Annotated in this window: 16 protein-coding genes; 2 read left to right on the top strand and 14 right to left on the bottom strand. The window is 71.9% G+C overall.

The genetic code is table 11. The features are described 5' to 3' along the window. Window positions 1–18 precede the first annotated feature (18 nt). The 4 genes from E1288_RS15190 to E1288_RS15175 all read right to left on the bottom strand — a co-directional run bounded on the left by E1288_RS15190 (window position 19) and on the right by E1288_RS15175 (window position 3,642). Window positions 19–819 (bottom strand): carbohydrate ABC transporter permease, encoded by an 801-nt coding sequence (locus E1288_RS15190; RefSeq protein ID WP_132485494.1) that lies wholly within the window; start codon window positions 817–819, stop codon window positions 19–21. After that, window positions 812–1,702 carry a carbohydrate ABC transporter permease gene (locus tag E1288_RS15185; RefSeq protein WP_132485492.1) on the bottom strand — a complete coding sequence of 297 codons (891 nt, stop codon included), beginning with the start codon at window positions 1,700–1,702 and terminating at the stop codon, window positions 812–814. Before E1288_RS15185 ends, E1288_RS15190 begins: the two co-directional genes overlap by 8 nt. Further along, window positions 1,699–3,036 carry an ABC transporter substrate-binding protein gene (locus E1288_RS15180; protein WP_235883569.1) on the bottom strand — a complete coding sequence of 446 codons (1,338 nt, stop codon included), beginning with the start codon at window positions 3,034–3,036 and terminating at the stop codon, window positions 1,699–1,701. The genes E1288_RS15185 and E1288_RS15180 overlap by 4 nt, the downstream gene beginning before the upstream one ends. 267 nt (window positions 3,037–3,303) lie before the next feature. Next, a complete protein-coding gene (locus E1288_RS15175) occupies window positions 3,304–3,642 on the bottom strand; it encodes a winged helix-turn-helix transcriptional regulator (protein WP_235883568.1) in 339 nt (112 codons plus the stop codon). A gap of 54 nt (window positions 3,643–3,696) precedes the next feature. Here E1288_RS15175 and E1288_RS15170 point away from each other — a divergent pair, with 54 nt between their 5' ends. Continuing rightward, window positions 3,697–4,239 carry a carboxymuconolactone decarboxylase family protein gene (locus E1288_RS15170; RefSeq protein WP_207954365.1) on the top strand — a complete coding sequence of 181 codons (543 nt, stop codon included), beginning with the start codon at window positions 3,697–3,699 and terminating at the stop codon, window positions 4,237–4,239. Window positions 4,240–4,249: 10 nt separating this feature from the next. Here the strand turns inward: E1288_RS15170 and E1288_RS15165 are convergent, their stop codons facing one another. Together E1288_RS15165 and E1288_RS15160 are read right to left on the bottom strand one after the other, a co-directional pair. Further along, window positions 4,250–5,488, bottom strand: a complete 1,239-nt coding sequence (locus E1288_RS15165) for a nitric oxide synthase oxygenase (protein ID WP_165968125.1) — start codon at window positions 5,486–5,488, stop codon at window positions 4,250–4,252. Between the two features lie 58 nt (window positions 5,489–5,546). Then, window positions 5,547–6,647: an FAD-dependent oxidoreductase gene (locus E1288_RS15160; protein WP_132485490.1), complete on the bottom strand. Its 1,101-nt coding sequence runs from the start codon at window positions 6,645–6,647 to the stop codon at window positions 5,547–5,549. A 45-nt stretch (window positions 6,648–6,692) separates the two neighbouring features. Here E1288_RS15160 and E1288_RS15155 point away from each other — a divergent pair, with 45 nt between their 5' ends. Continuing rightward, window positions 6,693–7,136 carry a MarR family winged helix-turn-helix transcriptional regulator gene (locus E1288_RS15155; RefSeq protein WP_165968124.1) on the top strand — a complete coding sequence of 148 codons (444 nt, stop codon included), beginning with the start codon at window positions 6,693–6,695 and terminating at the stop codon, window positions 7,134–7,136. A gap of 8 nt (window positions 7,137–7,144) precedes the next feature. Here E1288_RS15155 and E1288_RS15150 read toward each other — a convergent pair whose 3' ends face one another. The 8 genes from E1288_RS15150 to E1288_RS15115 form a co-directional block, all read right to left on the bottom strand. Next, entirely contained in the window at window positions 7,145–7,852 is a 708-nt protein-coding gene (locus E1288_RS15150) for a cell division protein FtsQ/DivIB (RefSeq protein WP_235883566.1), read from the bottom strand. A 35-nt stretch (window positions 7,853–7,887) separates the two neighbouring features. Further along, entirely contained in the window at window positions 7,888–9,252 is a 1,365-nt protein-coding gene (gene murC, locus E1288_RS15145) for a UDP-N-acetylmuramate--L-alanine ligase (protein ID WP_235883577.1), read from the bottom strand. Between the two features lie 95 nt (window positions 9,253–9,347). Next, window positions 9,348–10,439: an undecaprenyldiphospho-muramoylpentapeptide beta-N-acetylglucosaminyltransferase gene (murG, locus tag E1288_RS15140; RefSeq protein WP_132485637.1), complete on the bottom strand. Its 1,092-nt coding sequence runs from the start codon at window positions 10,437–10,439 to the stop codon at window positions 9,348–9,350. 59 nt (window positions 10,440–10,498) lie between these two features. Next, a complete protein-coding gene (gene ftsW, locus E1288_RS15135; protein WP_132485484.1) occupies window positions 10,499–11,914 on the bottom strand; it encodes a putative lipid II flippase FtsW in 1,416 nt (471 codons plus the stop codon). A 6-nt stretch (window positions 11,915–11,920) separates the two neighbouring features. Then, window positions 11,921–13,318, bottom strand: a complete 1,398-nt coding sequence (murD, locus tag E1288_RS15130) for a UDP-N-acetylmuramoyl-L-alanine--D-glutamate ligase (RefSeq protein WP_132485482.1) — start codon at window positions 13,316–13,318, stop codon at window positions 11,921–11,923. An 88-nt stretch (window positions 13,319–13,406) separates the two neighbouring features. Beyond that, on the bottom strand, window positions 13,407–14,486 hold the full coding sequence (mraY, locus tag E1288_RS15125; protein WP_132485480.1) for a phospho-N-acetylmuramoyl-pentapeptide-transferase: 1,080 nt from the start codon (window positions 14,484–14,486) through the stop codon (window positions 13,407–13,409). Further along, on the bottom strand, window positions 14,483–15,949 hold the full coding sequence (locus E1288_RS15120; protein ID WP_132485478.1) for a UDP-N-acetylmuramoyl-tripeptide--D-alanyl-D-alanine ligase: 1,467 nt from the start codon (window positions 15,947–15,949) through the stop codon (window positions 14,483–14,485). Before E1288_RS15120 ends, mraY begins: the two co-directional genes overlap by 4 nt. Beyond that, window positions 15,946–17,502: a UDP-N-acetylmuramoyl-L-alanyl-D-glutamate--2,6-diaminopimelate ligase gene (locus E1288_RS15115; protein WP_132485476.1), complete on the bottom strand. Its 1,557-nt coding sequence runs from the start codon at window positions 17,500–17,502 to the stop codon at window positions 15,946–15,948. Before E1288_RS15115 ends, E1288_RS15120 begins: the two co-directional genes overlap by 4 nt. Window positions 17,503–17,706 lie beyond the last annotated feature (204 nt).

Raw genomic sequence — 17,706 nt, 5'->3', positions numbered from 1 at the left:
CGCGAAAACGGCGTCCGGTCAGCGGAGGCCGGATGTCTTGAGGGAGGCGACCAGCCACCGCTGGCCGAGGAGGAAGACCAGGATCGTCGGCAGTGCCGCGAGCATCGCCGCCGCCAGCACGTAGTGCTGCTTCGAGGCGTACTGGCCTTGCAGGGACGCGATCCCGACCTGGACCACCCGCAGCGACTCGTCCTGCGCCACCGCCAGCGGCCACAGGAACGAGTTCCAGTTGGCCAGGAAGAACAGCACCGCCAGCGCCGCCAGCATCGGGCGGCTCAGCGGCAGGACGACGTGCCAGTAGATCCGCCAGTGGCCGCAGCCGTCGAGGTGCGCCGCCTCCTCCAGCTCCCGCGGCACCCCGAGGTAGAACTGGCGGAGCAGGAAAATGCCGAACGCGTTGAACAGGCCCGGCACGATCAGGCCCGCGTAGGTGTCGACCATGCCCAGCCCGCGGACCACGATGAACAGCGGCACCAGGATCACCGGCAGCGAGATCAGCAGCGTCGCCACCACCGAGGCGAACGCGAATCCCCTGCCCCGGAAGGACAACCGGGCCAGCGCGTAGGCCGCCATCGAGTGCAGGAACAGCGCGATCACGGTGACCGAGACGGCCACGAGCGCGCTGTTCGCGAGGTAGCGCAGGAACGGCACCTCGGTCAGCACGTAGGCCACATTGGACAGTGTCAGCTCGCGGGGCCAGCCGAGGTCGTACAGCTGCGATTCCGGGCGGAAGGCGCTGAGCAGCAACCAGAGCAGCGGCGCGACGGTCACCAGCGCGACCAGGTAGGCGAGCACCGCCCTGCCGGAGGTCCTACGCATCGAAACGGCCTCCCCTCGTCAGGGCGAACATGGCGCCGGTGACAGCGCCGAGGGCGAGCACGAGCAGCGCGCAGATCGCCGCCGCGTAGCCGAACCGGCCGAACTGGAAGGCCTGCTGGTAGGCGTAGTAGACGACGGTCGTGGTGGCGTTGGCCGGGCCGCCGGATGTGGTGACGAAGACCAGGTCGAACACCTGCATGCCGGTGACCGCGTTGATCGTCGAGGTGACCAGCACGAAGAAGCTCGTCGGGCGCAGCATCGGCCAGGTCACGTGGCGGAACCGCTGCCACGGGCCGCTGCCGTCGATGACGGCCGCGTCGTACAGCTCGCGCGGGATGTCCTGCAGGCCGCCGAGGAAGATGAGCATCTGGTAGCCCATCAGGAACCACACGCTGATCAGCACCAGGGTGATCAGCGCCAGGTTCGGGTCGCCGAGCCAGGAAACGCCGTCCAGGCCGGTCAGCCGGCTGACCGCGCCGGTCTTGTCGGCGAGCAGGAACTGCCACAGCAGGCCGATGACCACGAGGCTCACCGCGTTCGGCAGGAACAGCGCGGCGCGCACCATCCCGACGCCCGGGAAGTGGTCCTTGACCAGCAGCGCGAGCCCGAGCGCGGCGGCGAACGCCAGCGGCACGAACAGCACCGCGTAGGTGGCGGTGATGCCGAAGCTGCGCCACAGCAGGCCGTCACCGGCCATCAGCCGGAAGTTGTCCAGCCCGGCCCAGGCGACGTTGCCGAAGCCGTCGACGTCGAACAGGCCCACCACCAGCGCCAGGGCCGTGGGGATCGCGACGAACAGCAGCAGTCCGATCCCGTCCGGGGCGAGGAAGGCGAACGCCGCGGCGGCGTCGGATCTGCGGTCTCCGCTTCGTCGGGTGCTCAATGGATCGGCGCTCCGTCGTAGGTGGACAGGAACGTGTCGATCTGCTCGGCGGCGGCGCCGGCGGCCTCGACCGGATCGGCGCCGTCGAGGTGGCAGGCCTGTAACGCGTCGGAGACCGCTCGGTAGACCTCCGGCGGATATCTCGGCTCGGGCCGGGCCTCGGCCATCACCTGCTCGGCGAACACCCGCATCGGGCCGTGCTCGAACGCGCCGTGCTCCTCGGCGGCGCGCTGCACCGAGTAGCGGGGCGGCAGGTTCGTCTTGGCGACGGTGTTCCACAGCCGCATCCGCTCGATGCACGCCGGATCGGCGGAACCCAGCGCCCACACCACGAACTCGGCGGCGGCCTCCGGGTTGGCGCCCTTGGCGTTGGCGACCAGTGCCCAGCTGCCCAGCGACGTGGTGTAGGTGCCGCCGGGCGGGGCGGGCATCGGCGCGACGCCGTAGCGGAAATCCGGTGCCTGCTCGGCGATTTCGGCGATGCCCCAGATCCCGAGCTGCTGCATCGCGCAGTACCCGTCGGCGATGTTGGAGATCGTGTCGTTGGCGCCCGCGCCCCGCACCCGGCGCGGCGCGACCCCGGCCCGCACGGTGTCCTGCCAGAACCGCAGGGCGGCGTGCACGCCCGGCCCGTCGAAGGCGGAACGGCGCTGGTCGGGCGCGAACACCTCGCCGCCTGCCATCCACATCGATTGGTACCAGGTGAAGTTCTGGTAGTAGCCGGGATTCGTCTCGAACAACATCCCGAAGCGGTCGGGCGTGGTCAGCCGCTCCGCCACCGCGATCAGGTCGTCCCAGGTGCGCGGCAGGTCGCCCTCCGAAAGCCCGGCCTGCTCGAAGGCCTCCTCGCCGTAGTAGAGCGCGAGCGGCTCCATCTCCATCGGCAGGCCGTAGACGCGGTCGTCGACCAGCCGGGTCTGCAGGACCTGCGGCAGGAAGTCGGCCCGCACCGCGGGATCCAGGTGCGGGGTGAGGTCGGCGAGCACGCCGCCGTTGTAGTAGCGCAGGAAATCACCGGGACTGAGCATGAAGACGTCCGGCCCGGCGCCCGCGCTGAACGACGTCTGCAGCGTCGGCCCGGAGGTGTAGTCCTTGGTCGGCACATAGCGCAGCCGGACCTTGACGTCGTGGGTGGCGTTCCACTCGGCGGCCAGCCGCACGACCCAGTCGCTGCGCGCCTTCGGTTCGCCGCCGGGCCCCAGGAAGTTCCAGAAGGTGATCTCGCGGGGGTTCCGCGCCGGGGCGCAGCCGATCAGCGCGGGAGCGGCGAGAGCGGCGGCGCCGACGCCGCGCAGGAACCCGCGGCGGCTCACGTTCCCCTCCGGACGAGCCACGCCGATCACCCCCGGTAAGCCACCCCAGAAAACGATTGCTGACGCTATTGATCACCCACCAGGTGAGTCAATGCGCCATTCGTGGCGGGCCGCCGATCGGCTCACCCCACCACCCGAGTGATCAAGGCTCCGGTGGACCGCAATTTCAATGGAAATCGAACCTCTGATTTCCATTGAAATTGCGGGAACCCAGCGCGACGGGGTGACGTTCTCGGCGCGCAGAACGAGTTCCCGGACGGCCCCTGCGGCGGCCCGGAGCCGTCGCGGTCAGGCCAGCTCGTCGGCCCATCGCCGGGACCACTCGACCACCGGCCCCATCGCTTCGACCAGTTCTTCGCCGAGCTCGGTGAGGCGGTAGCCGCCTTCGACCAGCCTGGCCGAGGTGAGCTCGTTCAACCTGGTGGCGAGGACGCTGCTGGACATCCCGTCGCACCGGGCCTGCAGGCCGCGGAAGCCGTCCGGCCGCTGGTGGAGTTCCCACAGGATCCGCAGCGTCCACCGCCGGCCGAGCAGGTCCAGCGCTGCCATGACCGGGCGCCCCGACTCCGAACCCCGCACCGGCCGGCCGGGCAGCGGGTCCGCTCCCGAATCCTTGCGCTTCGACAATCGAACCACCTACGCTTCGTTTTTCGAAGCACGAGGCTACCACCGGAGGCCGCCGTGAGCCGCATCCCCGCGCCCGCCGAAAACCCAGCGGAACTGGCCAAATGGCACCCGCCGGACTTCCCGCACGTTCCCCTGCTGCTGTTCCGGGTGCTCCAGGTCCACCCGGAGCTCGCCTCCCGGATGCGGGTCCTGGGAAGCGGGCTGCTCGCCCACGGACAGCTTCCGGAGCGCGACCGGGAGATCGTCATCGACCGGATCACCGCGAGGAACGGCGCCCGCTACGAATGGGGCGTGCACGCCGTGCACTACGGCCCGCAGGTGGGGCTGAGCGCCGAGCAGCTCGCGGACACCACCGAGCCGCGGCCGAGCGCCGAGACCTGGAGCGAAGCGGATCTCGCGCTGCTCGCGGCCGTCGACGAACTCGACGCGACCGCGAGCCTGGACGACGCGACGTGGGCGCGGCTGCGCGACCGGTACAGCGACCCGCAGTTGGTGGAGCTGATCGTCCTGACCGGCTGGTACCGGACGATCGGCTACCTGTGCAACGCCCTCGACCTGGAACCCGAGCCCTGGGCAACGCCCTGGCCCACCGGCTGATCCTCAGGCCCTACCGGCGCGGTCCCGGGGCGAAGCGGGGCGGGCCGCCTTCGAGGGCCCGGCGGGTCGCGTCGTCGTCGAGGAGGAAGTCCGGGCGCTGCGGGTCTTCGTCGTAGTAGCGGTGGAAGACCGGGGTCTGCGAGCCCGACATCGGCGGCACGATCCAGGACCAGTCCACCGGGCACTTGCGGCCCGCCGCCTCCTCCTTGGCCAGGTGCGTCAGGAAGCGCTTCGACTCGGTGTGGTGATCGGTGATGGTCACCCCGGCCTGCTGGTAGGAGTGCAGCACCGCGCGGTTGAGCTCCACCAGCGCGCGATCCCGCCACAGCGTGTCCTCGCGCGAGGTGTCCAGCCCGAGCTTCTCGGCCACCACCGGAACGAGGTCGTAGCGGTCGGTGTCGCCGAAGTTCCGGGCGCCGATCTCGGTGCCCATGTACCAGCCGTTGAACGGCGCCGCCGGGTACGACACCCCGCCGATGCGCAGCCGCATGTTGCTGATCACCGGGACGGCGTGCCAGCGCAGCCCGAGCTCGGCGAACCAGGGCAGCTCGGGGTGGCTCAGCGGGACCTCCTTGACCAGCTCCGCGGGCAGGGCGAACATGTGCGGCCCCTCCTCGGCGGTCTCCACCACCAGCGGCAGCACGTCGAACGCGGACCGCTGGGCCGGCGGGCGCCAGCCGAAGCCGATCAGCGCGTCGGTGAAGCGCGCGTACCGCGGATCGCCCAGCACCGAGCCGACCTGGCGCCGGTAGCCGGCGTAGCGGATCAGCTGTTCGTTCCAGATCCGCGGCGCCGGGCGCTGCGGGATCTCCGGCGGGAACACGCTGATCACCGGGCGGATCTTGCCGTTGTTGGTGGCCATCCGCAGGTGTTGCACGCAGTGCGCCGCGACGGCGGACACGTCGTGCACGTCGCGCAGGTCACGCACCTTCAGGCTCCGCCAGTACAACCGCCCGATGCAGCGGGCGTTGTTGCGCCACGCCACCTGCGCACCGAAGGTCAGCTCCTGCGGGGTGTGCCGGTAGCTGCCGACGGTCTCGACCTCGTACCGCATCCGGTCCAGCCGCTGCTGCAGCGACCCGGAATCCCGGTTCTCGGCGTGGAAGAGCCGGAGGAACTCCTCGGCCTCGGCGATGTCCACCGGCGGCGCGGGGCGGGCCGGCGCCGCGCGAACCGAGTGCAGCCGCCTGGTCCGCTGAGCCTGTCCCGAGAAGACCGACTCCGGTGCGTCGCCACTAACCCTGAACACGACCACACGTTAGCGTGACGAAGACGATCTTGATCAGCGTCCCGCACACCCTGCGCGATCAGGCACCGCGCAGCGACCGCGCCACAGCGGCGAAGCCGTAGTCGAGCATCTCCGCCTCGTACTCGTGGACCGCGTCGAGCAGGGATCCGCGCCGCTCGACGATGCGGCGGCAGAGCAAGGCCGCATCGCGCATCGCGACGGCCGCGCTGTTCCCGGTAGGCACCATGGTGTGAATGGCGTCGCCCATCACGGTGACCGGGACGCTCCGCCAGGGCGGCACGGGTTCCGCGGTCCGGACCGTCGTCGAGTGCACGCTCCGCGGATCGCCGAGCCGGACGAGCTCGCCGAGCGCGGCGGGCCAGTCCGCGATCAGCTTGGCCGCCGCCTCCTGCAACCCGCGTCCGTCCACAGCGGACTCCACGGCCGACCGGAGCGAGCCGGGGGCACCGACGACCCACATCAGGTAGTCCTCGACGCCCGTGCCGGTGCGGGACTCGAAGGCGGCCAACGGCATGTACCGGCCGTCCGGCCCGTTCACGATGGAGAACCCGTCCAGCGCGGCGGCAGGCGCCAGCTCCCGCACCCGCGGGATCAACGGCGTCTTCCCGTAGATCAGGAACTGGCCGGTCTCGACGACCTCGGCGTCGGGCAGCAGCTGGGCCCGGATCCGCGAGTGCGTTCCGTCCGCGGCCACCAGCAGGTCCGCGTCGGCGACCTCGCCGCCGGCGAAGAACACCCGCACGCGCCCGTCGTCGAGCAGTTCGTAGCGCTCGAACGGCGAGCCGTGACGCACGTCCAGGCCGGTCAGGAGGATCCGGCGGAGGGTGACCCGGTCGACCACCAGGTGCTGCCCCGCGGAGTCGGCGGAGTCCGGCGGAACCTCCAGGCGGTGGACGACCTGCAGCTGCGGGTCGAGGAAGGACACCCCCGACCCGAGCACGCCCGAAGTCGCCACCGCCCGCTCGTAGAGCTCGGGCGGCAGGCAGGCGCGCAAGGCGAGATCGCCCTCCTGCCCGACGTGGATGCGGTAGCCCTGAGTGCGCTGGTCGACGGCGGCTTCCCGCTCGTAGACCGCGACGCGCAAGCCGGCTCGGACCAGACCCTGGGCGAGCAGGGGCCCGCGAGGCCCGCTCCTACGACGATGATGTCCACCGAACAGAGATTATCTGAATTCAGATGATTTGTCATCGGGCATAATGTGCACGTGGACAAGCCCGGCGAACATCTCGAGCTGCTGATCGGCGGCGACCTGTACCTGGCCCACCGCTACGCCCGCGCCGCGACCAACCGCGCCCTGCGCGCGCACCGGCTCGACCTGCGCCACTTCGCCGTGCTCGGCCACCTCGCCGAGGCGGGCCCGACCCCGCAGAGCGCGCTGGTGGGCCAGCTGCAGATGGACAAGTCCTCGATGGTCTACGTGCTCGACGAGCTGGAACGGCAGGACCTGGTCAACCGCCGCAAGGACGAGCACGACCGCCGCCGGTACGCCGTCCACCTCACCGACGAAGGCCGCGCCCGCCTGGCCGAAGTCACCCGGATAGCGGCGCAGACAATGAGCAAACTGCTGGCGCCCCTGTCCGAATCCGACCAGCACCGCCTGCACGCCCTGCTGACCCGCTTCATCGACCACGCAGCCAACGAAACCTGAAACTCCGCTCAGGCCACCGTCGGCAGCGCCGGGGTCGTCACGTCGTAGACGTTGCCCGGGCGGGTCAGCAGCGGCGGGAGGATCGCCGCCTTCCTCGGGGTCTCCTCCAGCGTTCCCCAGTGGACCTCGCGGTCGCCCTTGAGCGTCAGGCGGATGTCGTTCGGGTTCTCCGCGATCACCGCCGTCACGTCCGCGCGCACCGGCTGCGAGAGGGCCATCAGCACCGTCATCGCCGCGCGGGTCGCCGCGTCGTTCTGGGACGCCTCGCGCACCCGGAGCTCCGGCAGGTCGGCCGGGCGGTCCGGGACCGCCTCGAACGGCACACCGCCGGCGTCGACGAGCTGAATCCCGTTGCGGGCCACCAGGAACGCCACCGGCGCCCGCTCCGTCACCTGGACCTGCACCGTCGACGGCCAGCTCAGCGACACCTGCACCGCGGCGATCTTCGGCACCACCTGCAGCCGCTCGTGGATCTGGTCGACGTCGACCTGCAGCATCGGCGTGCCCAGCTCGATGCCCGCCGCCTGCACCACCTGGTCCTGGCCCAGCGTCGCGTTGCCGACGACCTGCACCGACCGGACGCCCAGCAGCGGCGTGAAGTACAGCACGAGCGCTATCGCGGTCACCGCGGCCAGCACCGCGGGGAGCACCCAGCGCCGCCACTTCGGCGGCGCCGTCGCGCCGCCCCGCACCGGACGACCCCGGGTGCTGCGCATCCCGGGACGTTCCGCTGCACGGCGGCGCGTCGGGGTCACCCCTGGTCCTCCGCGGTGTCGCGGTCGATCTCGCGGAGGATTTCCGGGCCCAGCATCGTCACGTCGCCGGCCCCCATCGTCAGCACCAGGTCGCCCGGCCGGGCCAGGCCCGCGACCAGCGGCGCCGCCGCCGTGAACGACGGCTCGTAGTGCGCCTTCCCCTGCGGCAGCGGCACCTCGTCGGCGATCAGCTTGCCGGTGACGCCGGGCTGCGGGTCTTCCCGCGCGCCGTAGACGTCCAGCACGACGACCTCGTCGGCCAGGCCCAGCGCCGTCGCGAACTCGCCGGCGAACGCCGCCGTGCGGGAGAACAGGTGCGGCTGGAACACCACGATCAGCCGGCCGTCGCCGACCACCGGCCGCGCCGCGCGCAGCTGCGCGTCGACCTCGGTGGGGTGGTGGGCGTAGTCGTCGTAGACGCGGACGCCGTCGGCGCGGCCCTTGAACTCGAAGCGCCGCCGGACGCCGCCGAACGCGGCGAGCCCGTCGAGCAGGCCGCCGAGCGGCGCGCCGAGCTCCAGCCCAGCCAGCAGCGCGGCGACCGCGTTGCCCGCCATGTGCTCGCCCGGCACCGCCACCTGCACGTCCACGCGCTCGCCGCCGAGCTCCACGGTCGCCACCCCGGAGCCGTGTTCGGCCCGGTAGCCGACCAGCCGGGCATCGCCCTCGCCGGTCACCGACTTCCCGTAGCGCCGCACGCGGATCCCGAGCGCCGCCGCCTTGTCGGCCAGCGCGGCCGAGCCCGCGTCGTCGGCGCAGGCGATCAGCACGCCGCCCGGCTCGATCCGCCGGACGAACTCGTCGAAGACCGAGATGTAGGCCTCGGCGGTGCCGTGGTGGTCCAGGTGGTCCGGTTCGACGTTGGTCACCACCGCGACCGACGGCGAGAACACCAGGAACGAGCCGTCGCTCTCGTCCGCCTCGGCGACGAAGATGCTGCCGTCGCCGTGGTGCGCGTTCGCGCCCGACTCGTTGAGGTCGCCGCCGATGGCGAAGGACGGGTCGAAGCGGCAGTGCTGCAGGGCCACGGTCAGCATCGACGTCGTCGACGTCTTGCCGTGGGTGCCTGCCACGCACGCCACCCGGTGCCCTGCCATCAGCGCGGCCAGCGCCTCGGCGCGGCGCAGCACCGTGACTCCCCGGCGCTGCGCCTCGACCAGCTCCGCGTTGTCCTGCTTGATCGCCGTGGACACCACGACCGCCGTCGGGTCCGCGTCGAACTGGTCCAGGTTCTCGGCCCGGTGGCCGATGCCGATGTGCGCGCCCTGGGCGCGCAGCGCCAGCACCGTGCGCGAGTCGCGGGCGTCCGAGCCGGACACCTCCTGCCCGCGGGCCAGCAGGATGCGGGCGATGCCGCTCATCCCGGCGCCGCCGATGCCGACCAGGTGCACCCGGGCCAGCACGGCTTCCAGATCCGTTAGGTCCACGGTGTTGAAGTTCGAGGGGGATGGTCCGGTCACTGTCCGGCCACCTCCAGCACGATCTGCGCGAGCACCCGGTCCGCCTCTCTGTGGCCGCTGCCCAGCGTCGCCCGGCTCATCCCCTGCAGCCGCTGGGCGTCGAGCGCCAGCGGCAGCACCTCGTCGATGACGCGCTGCGTGGTCAGGTCCGCGTCCGCCACCAGCCGCGCGCCGCCCGCGGCGACCACCGGCTGCGCGTTGAGCGCCTGCTCGCCGTTGCCGTGCGGCAGCGGCACGAACACCGCGGGCAGCCCGACGGCCGAGACCTCGGCGACGGTCATCGCCCCGGACCGGCACACCACCAGGTCCGCCGCCGCGTACGCCAGGTCCATCCGCTCCAGGTAGGGCACCGCCGCGTACGCGGGCGCGCCCGGAACCTGCTGCACCGCGATGGTGTTCTTCGGGCCGTGCGCGTGCAGCACGCCGACCCCGGCGCGCCCCAGCGCTTCCGCCGCGCCGGAGAACGCGGTGTTCAGGGTGCGGGCGCCCTGCGAGCCGCCGAACACCAGGATCGTCGGGGCGTGCGGGTGCAGCCCGAAGTGCTGGCGGGCCTGCATCCGCAACGCCCACCGGTCCAGCTGCGTGATCGACTCGCGCAGCGGGATGCCGATGGTCTGCGCCCCGGCCAGGCCGCTGTCCGGGGTCGCCGACAGCACGCGTTCCGCGAACTTCGCGCCGACCTTGTTCGCCAGCCCCGCGCGCGCGTTCGCCTCGTGCACCACGATCGGCACCCGTCCGCGCGCAGCCAGGTAGGCGGGCAGCGACACGTAGCCGCCGAAGCCGATCACCACGTCCGCGCCGACGCGCTCCAGCACCTCGCGGGTCTGCTTCACCGATTCCCGCACCTTCAGCGGCAGCTTCAGCAGGTCGGCGTTGGGCTTGCGCGGCATCGGCACCGGCGGGATGAGCTCCAGCGGGTAGCCGCGGGCCGGCACCAGCCGGTTCTCCAGGCCCCGCTCGGTGCCCAGCGCGGTCACCCGGGCGTCCGGCCGCAGCCGGCGCACCGCGTCGGCCAGCGCCAGCGCGGGCTCGATGTGCCCGGCGGTGCCGCCGCCGGCGACCACCACCGACAGCGGCCGCCTGCCCATGGCGGCGCCCCGCGGGTCGGCCACAGCACCGTGGTCGATGCGGACCGTCTGCTCCCCGCTCAACGGTGTCCTCCTCGTGTCTGCGCCCGGGATCCGGGTCCGCTGCGCGTACCACGCGCGCGCGTGTCCCCGCTTCCCCGGCGAGTTGCCGCCGCCCCGGAGCTCTTCGCGCTGGGCCGGCTTCGTGGGGTCGGTCGTGCCGGCCGCCGCTTCGCCGGTGGCCGGTACGGCGCCGGGGTGGGCAGCCGCAGCAGCTTGCCTACCCGACCCGGTCCCAAAGACCGTAGCGCGGCGATCGCCTCGGGTTCGTGCCGGGCGAAGTTCGCCAGCAGGCCGAACACCAGCATCGTCGTGACCACAGACGATCCGCCCGAGGAGATCAGCGGCAGCGGCAGCCCGGTGGTGGGCAGCAGGCCCACCACGTAGCCGACGTTGATGATCGCCTGCCCCACCAGCCACATCGTCAACGTCGCCGAAACCAGCCGGATGAACGGGTCGGTGTTGCGGAACGCGATGCGCATGCCCACATAAGCGGTGGTGCCGAAGAGCACCAGCACCATCGCGCAGCCGACGAACCCGAGCTCCTCACCGATCACCGCGAAGATGAAGTCGTTGTGCACGTTGGGCAGGTACTGCCACTTCGACCAGCCCTGCCCGAGCCCACGCCCGAACAGCCCGCCGTCGGCCAGCGCGAACAGCGCCTGCGAGGCCTGGTAGCCGTTGCCGGCCGGGTCGGCGAGCGGATCCAGGAAGCTGGTCAGCCGAGCCATCCGGTAGTCAGCGACCATCGCCAGCACCACGCCCGCGGTCACCGCGCCCAGCAGCATCACCAGGAACAGCCGCAGCGGCGCACCGGCGAACCACAGCAGCGCCAGCAGCACGATGAACAGCGTGATCGTGGAACCGAGGTCGGGCTGCATCATGACCAGCGCGAACATCAGCAGCGCCGCGGGCACCACCGGCACCAGCAGGTGCCGGTACTGCGTCATCAGGCCGCGCTTGGTGACGAGCACGTGCGCGCCCCACAGCGCGAATGAAATCTTGGCGAACTCGACCGGCTGGAAAGACACACCGGCGACCATGAACCAGCTCTGCGCCCCGTTCAGCTTGGTGCCCAGCGGCGTCAGCACCGCCACCAGCAGCCCGAGGCAGACCGTCAGCAGGATCAGGCTGTGCCGGCGCATCAGCCGCACCGGCACCCGCATCGCGGCGTAGAACACGAGCAGTCCGGCGAGGCAGTACAACACCTGCTTGCTGAACACGCTGTAGGACGAGCCGTCCTTGTTGAACGAGTCGACGCTGGAGGCCGAGAGCACCATCACCAGGCCGAAGATGGTCAGCAGACCGAAGACGGCCAGCAGCAGGTGGAACGACGCCAGCGGCCGGGTCAGCCAAGCGGTCAGCGGGGACAGCACGCTCCGGGTGGCGCGCTTCTTCGGGCTGCGCGCGGCCGCGGGCTTGGTCATCGTGGTCACGGCGGATCACCCGCCGTGCGCCGCCGGGGCGTCGGACAGCACCGCGCGCACCGCGTCGGCGAAAGCCCGGCCCCGGTGGGCGTAGTCGGTGAACATGTCCATCGACGCGGCGGCCGGGGCGAGCAGGACCACCGAGCCCGGTCGCGCGAACTCGTCGGCCGCGCGAACAGCTTCCAGCATGCCCGCATCGTCCCCTGCGGCGACCTCTCGGACCGGCACATCCGGCGCGTGTCGGGCCAGTGCGGCGGCGAACCGGCCCCGATCGCGGCCGATGAGCACCACGGCGGTCAGCCGATCGGCGTTGGCCGCGACCAGTTCGTCGACCTCGGCGCCCTTCAGCAGCCCGCCCGCGATCCACACCACCTGGGGGTGCGCGCGCAGCGCCGCGTCCGCCGCGTGCGGGTTCGTCGCCTTGGAATCGTCCACATAGGACACACCGGCGGCCGCCGCGACGACCACCGACCGGTGCGCGCCCGGCTGGAACGCCCGCAGCCCGTCGGCCACCGTCGCCGGGTCGACGCCGTAGGCCCGCGCCAGCGCCGCCGCGGCCAGCGCGTTCGCCACGTTGTGCGGGCCCACCGGATGCACGTCCGCGAGCTCCGCGAGCACCACGCCGTCGCCGAAGGCCCGGTCCACCAGCGAACCGCCCTCGACACCCAGCTGTCCCTCCGCCGGAGCGCCCAGGGTGAAGGAGACCCGCCGGGCATCCGCGGCGGCAGCGGCGGACAACCGGGTCGACCACTCGTCGTCGGCATTGGCGACGACGACGGAGTTGCCTGCGTACACCTTCGCCTTGGCGTCGCCGTAGGCGGCGAGGGAACCGTGCCAGTCCAGGTGGTCGGCGGCGAGGTTGAGGACGACGGCGGCGAACGCCGCGACGGAGTCCGACCAGTGCAGCTGGAAGCTGGACAGCTCCACGGCGAGCACCTCGTGCCCGGCGCGGACCGCGTCGACCACCGGCAGCCCGACGTTCCCGCAGGCCACCACGTCGACGCCCGCCGCCCGCAGGACCGACTCCAGCATGCTGACCGTCGTCGTCTTGCCGTTGGTGCCGGTGACCGCCAGCCACCTGGCCGGCACCTCTTTCTCCTGGTCCAGTCGCCAGGCCAGCTCGACCTCGCCGATCACCTCGACGCCGGCCGCCACGGCCGCCGCCAGCAGCGGCGCGTCCGGCCGCCAGCCGGGGCTGGTCACGACCAGGTCGGTACCCGTGGGCGGCTCGACCAGCCCGGCGACCAGCTCCGCGCCCTGCGCCTGCAGCGACGCCAGCGCGACCAGCCGGTCGGCGGAGGCGTCGGTGACGGTGACCGCCGCCCCCGCCGCCAGCAGCGCCTCGGCGGCCGAGCGGCCGGACACCCCGGCGCCGGCCACCAGCACGTTCCGCCCCTCGAACCGCCCTGCCACCGGTTCGCCTCCCTAACGCGTCTCGCAGCGTGGTCGTGAGTGCGCAACCGGGCTCGAGCCCGGTTGCGCACTCACGACACCCGCACCGTCACTTGAGGATCATGGCCTTCTCGAGCCAGTCCGCGTAGAACAGGCCGACGCCGAACATGCAGCTGATCCCGGCCAGCACCCAGAACCGGATGATCACCGTGGTTTCCGCCCACCCGGCGAGCTCGAAGTGGTGGTGGAACGGCGCCATCCGGAACAGCCGTCGCCGGGTGCTGCGGAACACCACGATCTGCAGCACCACCGACAGCGCCTCGACCACGAACACGCCGCCGATGACGATCATCAGCAGCTCGGTGCGGGTGACCATGGACAGCCCGGCCAGCAGGCCGCCCAGCGCCAGCGAACCGGTGTCGCCCATGAAGATCTTCGCGGGCGCGGCGTTCCACCACAGGAACCCGACGCAGGCCGCCATCGCCGCCGCGGCGACCACCGCGATGTCCAGCGGGTCCCGCACCGTGTAGCAGCCCGGCATCGGACCCGACGGCGCGAAGCAGTCGTTGCGCAGCTGCCAGAACGAGATCAGCACGTAGGTGGCCAGCACCATCGCCGCGGTGCCGCCGGCCAGGCCGTCCATGCCGTCGGTGAAGTTGACGGCGTTCGACCAGCCGCTGATCGCGACGTAGGCGAAGATCACGAACCCGATCGCGCCGAACGAGATCACCGTGATGTCGCGCAGGAACGACAGTTCCACCGACGCCGGGGTGACGCCGTTCTGGTTGGCGAACCGGATCGCCAGGATCGCGAACAGCACCGAGGCGATCAGCTGGCCGACCAGCTTCGCGGTCTTGTTCAACCCGAGGTTGCGCTGCTTGCGGATCTTGATGAAGTCGTCCAGGAACCCGACGATGCCCAGCGCCGTGGTCAGGCCCAGCACCAGCAGCCCGGACGCGGTCATCGGGTCGCCGCCCATCAGGTGGCTCACCAGGTAGCCGACCCACATGGCCACCAGGATCGCCACGCCACCCATGGTCGGGGTGCCGCGCTTGGCGGCGTGCTGGCTCTGCACCTCTTCCCGGATCTCCTGGCCGAAGCCCTGCTTGGAGAACACCCGGATCAGGTAGGGCGTGAACAGGATCGAAACGACGAGCGACACGGCGGCCGCCACGAGGATCGGCTTCACGGCTGCTGCCTCCCCGCATCCCCTTCGGCCAGCAGGGCCTCGGCGACCCGCCACAGCCCGGCGGAATTCGATGCCTTGGTCAGCACCACATCACCGGAACGCAGCTCGGCGCGCAGCAGCGCGACGGCCGCATCGACGTCCGGCACCAGAACCGACTCCTCTCCCCACGACCCCTCCAGCGATGCCGCCTGGTGCATCACCTGGGCCTGCTCGCCGACCACCACCAGCCGGTCGATGTTCAGCCGGACGGCCAGCCGCCCGATCTCGTCGTGCGCTTCGGCATCCGACTCGCCGAGTTCGGCCATCGGTCCCAGCACCGCCCACGCCCGGCCCGGACGCCCGCGGGTCATCGCGGCCAGCGTCTTCAGCGCCGCCCGGACCGACTCCGGGTTGGCGTTGTAGGCGTCGTTGACGACCGTGATGCCACCCGGCGCCTCGCTGACCTCCATGCGCCGCGCGGACACCCGGCGCACCGAGCCGAGCCGCTCGGCCACCTGCTCGACCGTCGCGCCGAGCTCCAGCGCCACGGCGGCCGCGGTCAGCGCGTTGCCCACGTGGTGCTCGCCGAACAGCGGCAGCGTCACCCGGGCCTCGCCCTGCGCGGTGACCAGCGTGAAAGTCGGTCGCGCCAGCTCGTCGACGTCGACGTCCACTGCGCGCACGTGCGCGTCGGGGTGCTCGCCGACGAACACGACGCGGGCCTTCGTGCGCTCGGCCATCGCCGCGACCAGCGGATCGTCGGCGTTGAGCACCGCCACGCCGTCCGCGGGCAGCGCCTCGACCAGTTCGCCCTTGGCCTGCGCCACCGCCTCCTGCGAGCCGAACTCGCCGAGGTGCGCGTGGCCGACGTTGAGCACCGCGCCGATGCGCGGCGGCGCCACCTCGCAGAGGTGCGCGATGTGCCCGACGCCGCGCGCGGACAGCTCCAGCACCAGGTGCCGGGTGCTCTCGTCGGCGCGCAGCACGGTCCATGGGTGGCCGAGCTCGTTGTTGAACGAGCCGGGCGGCGCGACCGTCGAGCCCATCGGCTCCAGCAGCTGCGCGATCAGGTCCTTGGTGGACGTCTTGCCCGACGAGCCGGTCACGCCCACCACGGTGAGCTGCGGCAGCCGGTCGACCACGTGGCGGGCCAGCTTCGCCAGCCCGGCCAGCACCGCGGCACCGGAAGCGTCCACGTCGCCGGCCAGCGCCAGCGCGCCGAGCCTGTCGTCCACCGGCGGCACGATCACTGCCGGGGCGTCGACCTCCCGCGCGGCGAGCACGCCCGCCGCACCGTCCGCGATCGCCTGCGCGGCGAAGTCGTGCCCGTCGACCCGTTCCCCGGGCACGGCCACGAACAGCCCGCCGGGTTCGATCTTGCGGGAGTCGAACTCGACACCCGCGCTGACGATCTCCGGGCCTTCCGCACGATGAAGCCTGCCGTCCACCGCTTCCGCGATGTCAGCGAGGCTGAGCCGGATCAACTTGCCTCCTCGTCGCCCTGCCCCCGACGAACATCGGTTTCCCTTGGGGCCCCGAGCCTATGGCGCAGGGCTGCGGCGAGTTCCTCCCGGTCGGAGAAGGGGTGCACGACGCCTGCCACCTCCTGCCCTGTCTCGTGGCCCTTGCCCGCGACGACGACGATGTCGCCCGGTTCGGCTCGCTCGACCGCCGCGGCGATGGCCGCGCGCCGGTCGCCGATCTCGATCACGTCCCCGCGCTGGTCGGCGGGCACCTCCTGCGCACCGGCCAGCATGGCCGCCCGGATGTCCGCCGGGTCCTCGCTGCGCGGGTTGTCGTCGGTGACGATCAGCAGCTCGGACCGGCGGGCGGCCGCCTCGCCCATCAACGGCCGCTTCGCGACGTCCCGGTCGCCTCCGCAGCCGAGCACGACGATCACCTTGCCGTCGACCTGCGCGCGGGCCGCGTCGAGCACCGCGGCGACCGCGCCGGGCTTGTGCGAGTAGTCCACCACAGCGGTGAAGTCCTGCCCGAGCGCGACACGCTCCATGCGGCCGGGCACGTCGACCTCCGCGAGGCCGCGCTCGATGGCCCAGATGGGCACGCCGGCGGCGTGCAGGACGCCGATCGCGAGCAGCGCGTTGGCGACGTTGAACGGGCCGGGCAGCCGCAGCCGGATGTGCAGCTCCAGGCCGTCGGGGCCGTGCGCGGTGAAGGTCTGCTCCCCGGTGGGGAACGCCTGCACGTCGGTGGCGGACCAGGATGCGTCCGTGGCGGTGGACACCGTGATGGTGTCCGGCTTGACCAGCCGCTTGCCCCAGTCGGTGTCGATGCAGACGACCTCGTGCTCGGCGCGGCCGTCGAACAGCAGCGCCTTGGCCTGGAAGTAGTCCTCGAGGTCGCGGTGGAAGTCCAGGTGGTCCTGGGAGAGGTTGGTGAAGGCGCCGACGGCGAACCGGGTGCCGGAGACGCGGCCCATGGCCAGCGCGTGGCTGGAGACCTCCATCGGCACGTAGGTCACCCGGTGCTCGACCATCACGGCCAGCAGCGCCTGCAGGTCCGGCGCCTCGGGGGTGGTGAACGCGCTGTCCAGCCGGTCGCCCGCGATGCGGGTCTCGACGGTGCCGACCAGCCCGGTGCCGAACCCGGCGGCCTGCAGCGCGGACTCCAGCAGGTAGGTCGTGGTGGTCTTGCCGGAGGTGCCGGTCACGCCGAGCACCTTCAGCTTCTGCGACGGATCGCCGTAGATCAGCGCCGAGGCCGCGCCGAGCACGCCGCGCGGATCGTCGTGCACGAGCAGCGCGACCTTGCCCTCGCGGACGGCGGGATGCTCGGCGAGGGTGACCCGCTCGATCCCGGCCTGGTCGGTGAGCACGGCAACGGCGCCGGAATCCAGCGCTTGCTCGGCGAAGTCGGCGCCGTGCACGCGAGTGCCCGGCAGCGCGGCGAACAGATCGCCGGGACGAACGTGCTGAGCACGCAGGGTCGCCCCGGTCACCGGCGCTGCGGCAGCGCTGTGACCAGGGACGCGAAGTACACGCGCGCCGATGAAATCGGCGAGCTTCTCGATCTCCACCGGCTCGACGTGAGACGGGCGAGGCGGAGCTGTCGCGACCGCGGAAGGCACGTCGCGACAGGCTACCGGTACCACCCGAGGAGGCATCCCCATGGTCGGTCACCTGTTCGGCCGGGCACAGGCTGAGCCGTCCGGCCCAGTCCCGATTCGCCCGCGCCGCCGCGCCCCGGAGGTGCCGTAGAACTCCCCTGACTCGAATTTTCG

Source organism: Saccharopolyspora elongata (genome assembly GCF_004348985.1).
Taxonomy (GTDB): Bacteria; Actinomycetota; Actinomycetes; order Mycobacteriales; family Pseudonocardiaceae; genus Saccharopolyspora; species Saccharopolyspora elongata.
This window is presented reverse-complemented; position numbering and strand designations above follow the sequence as displayed.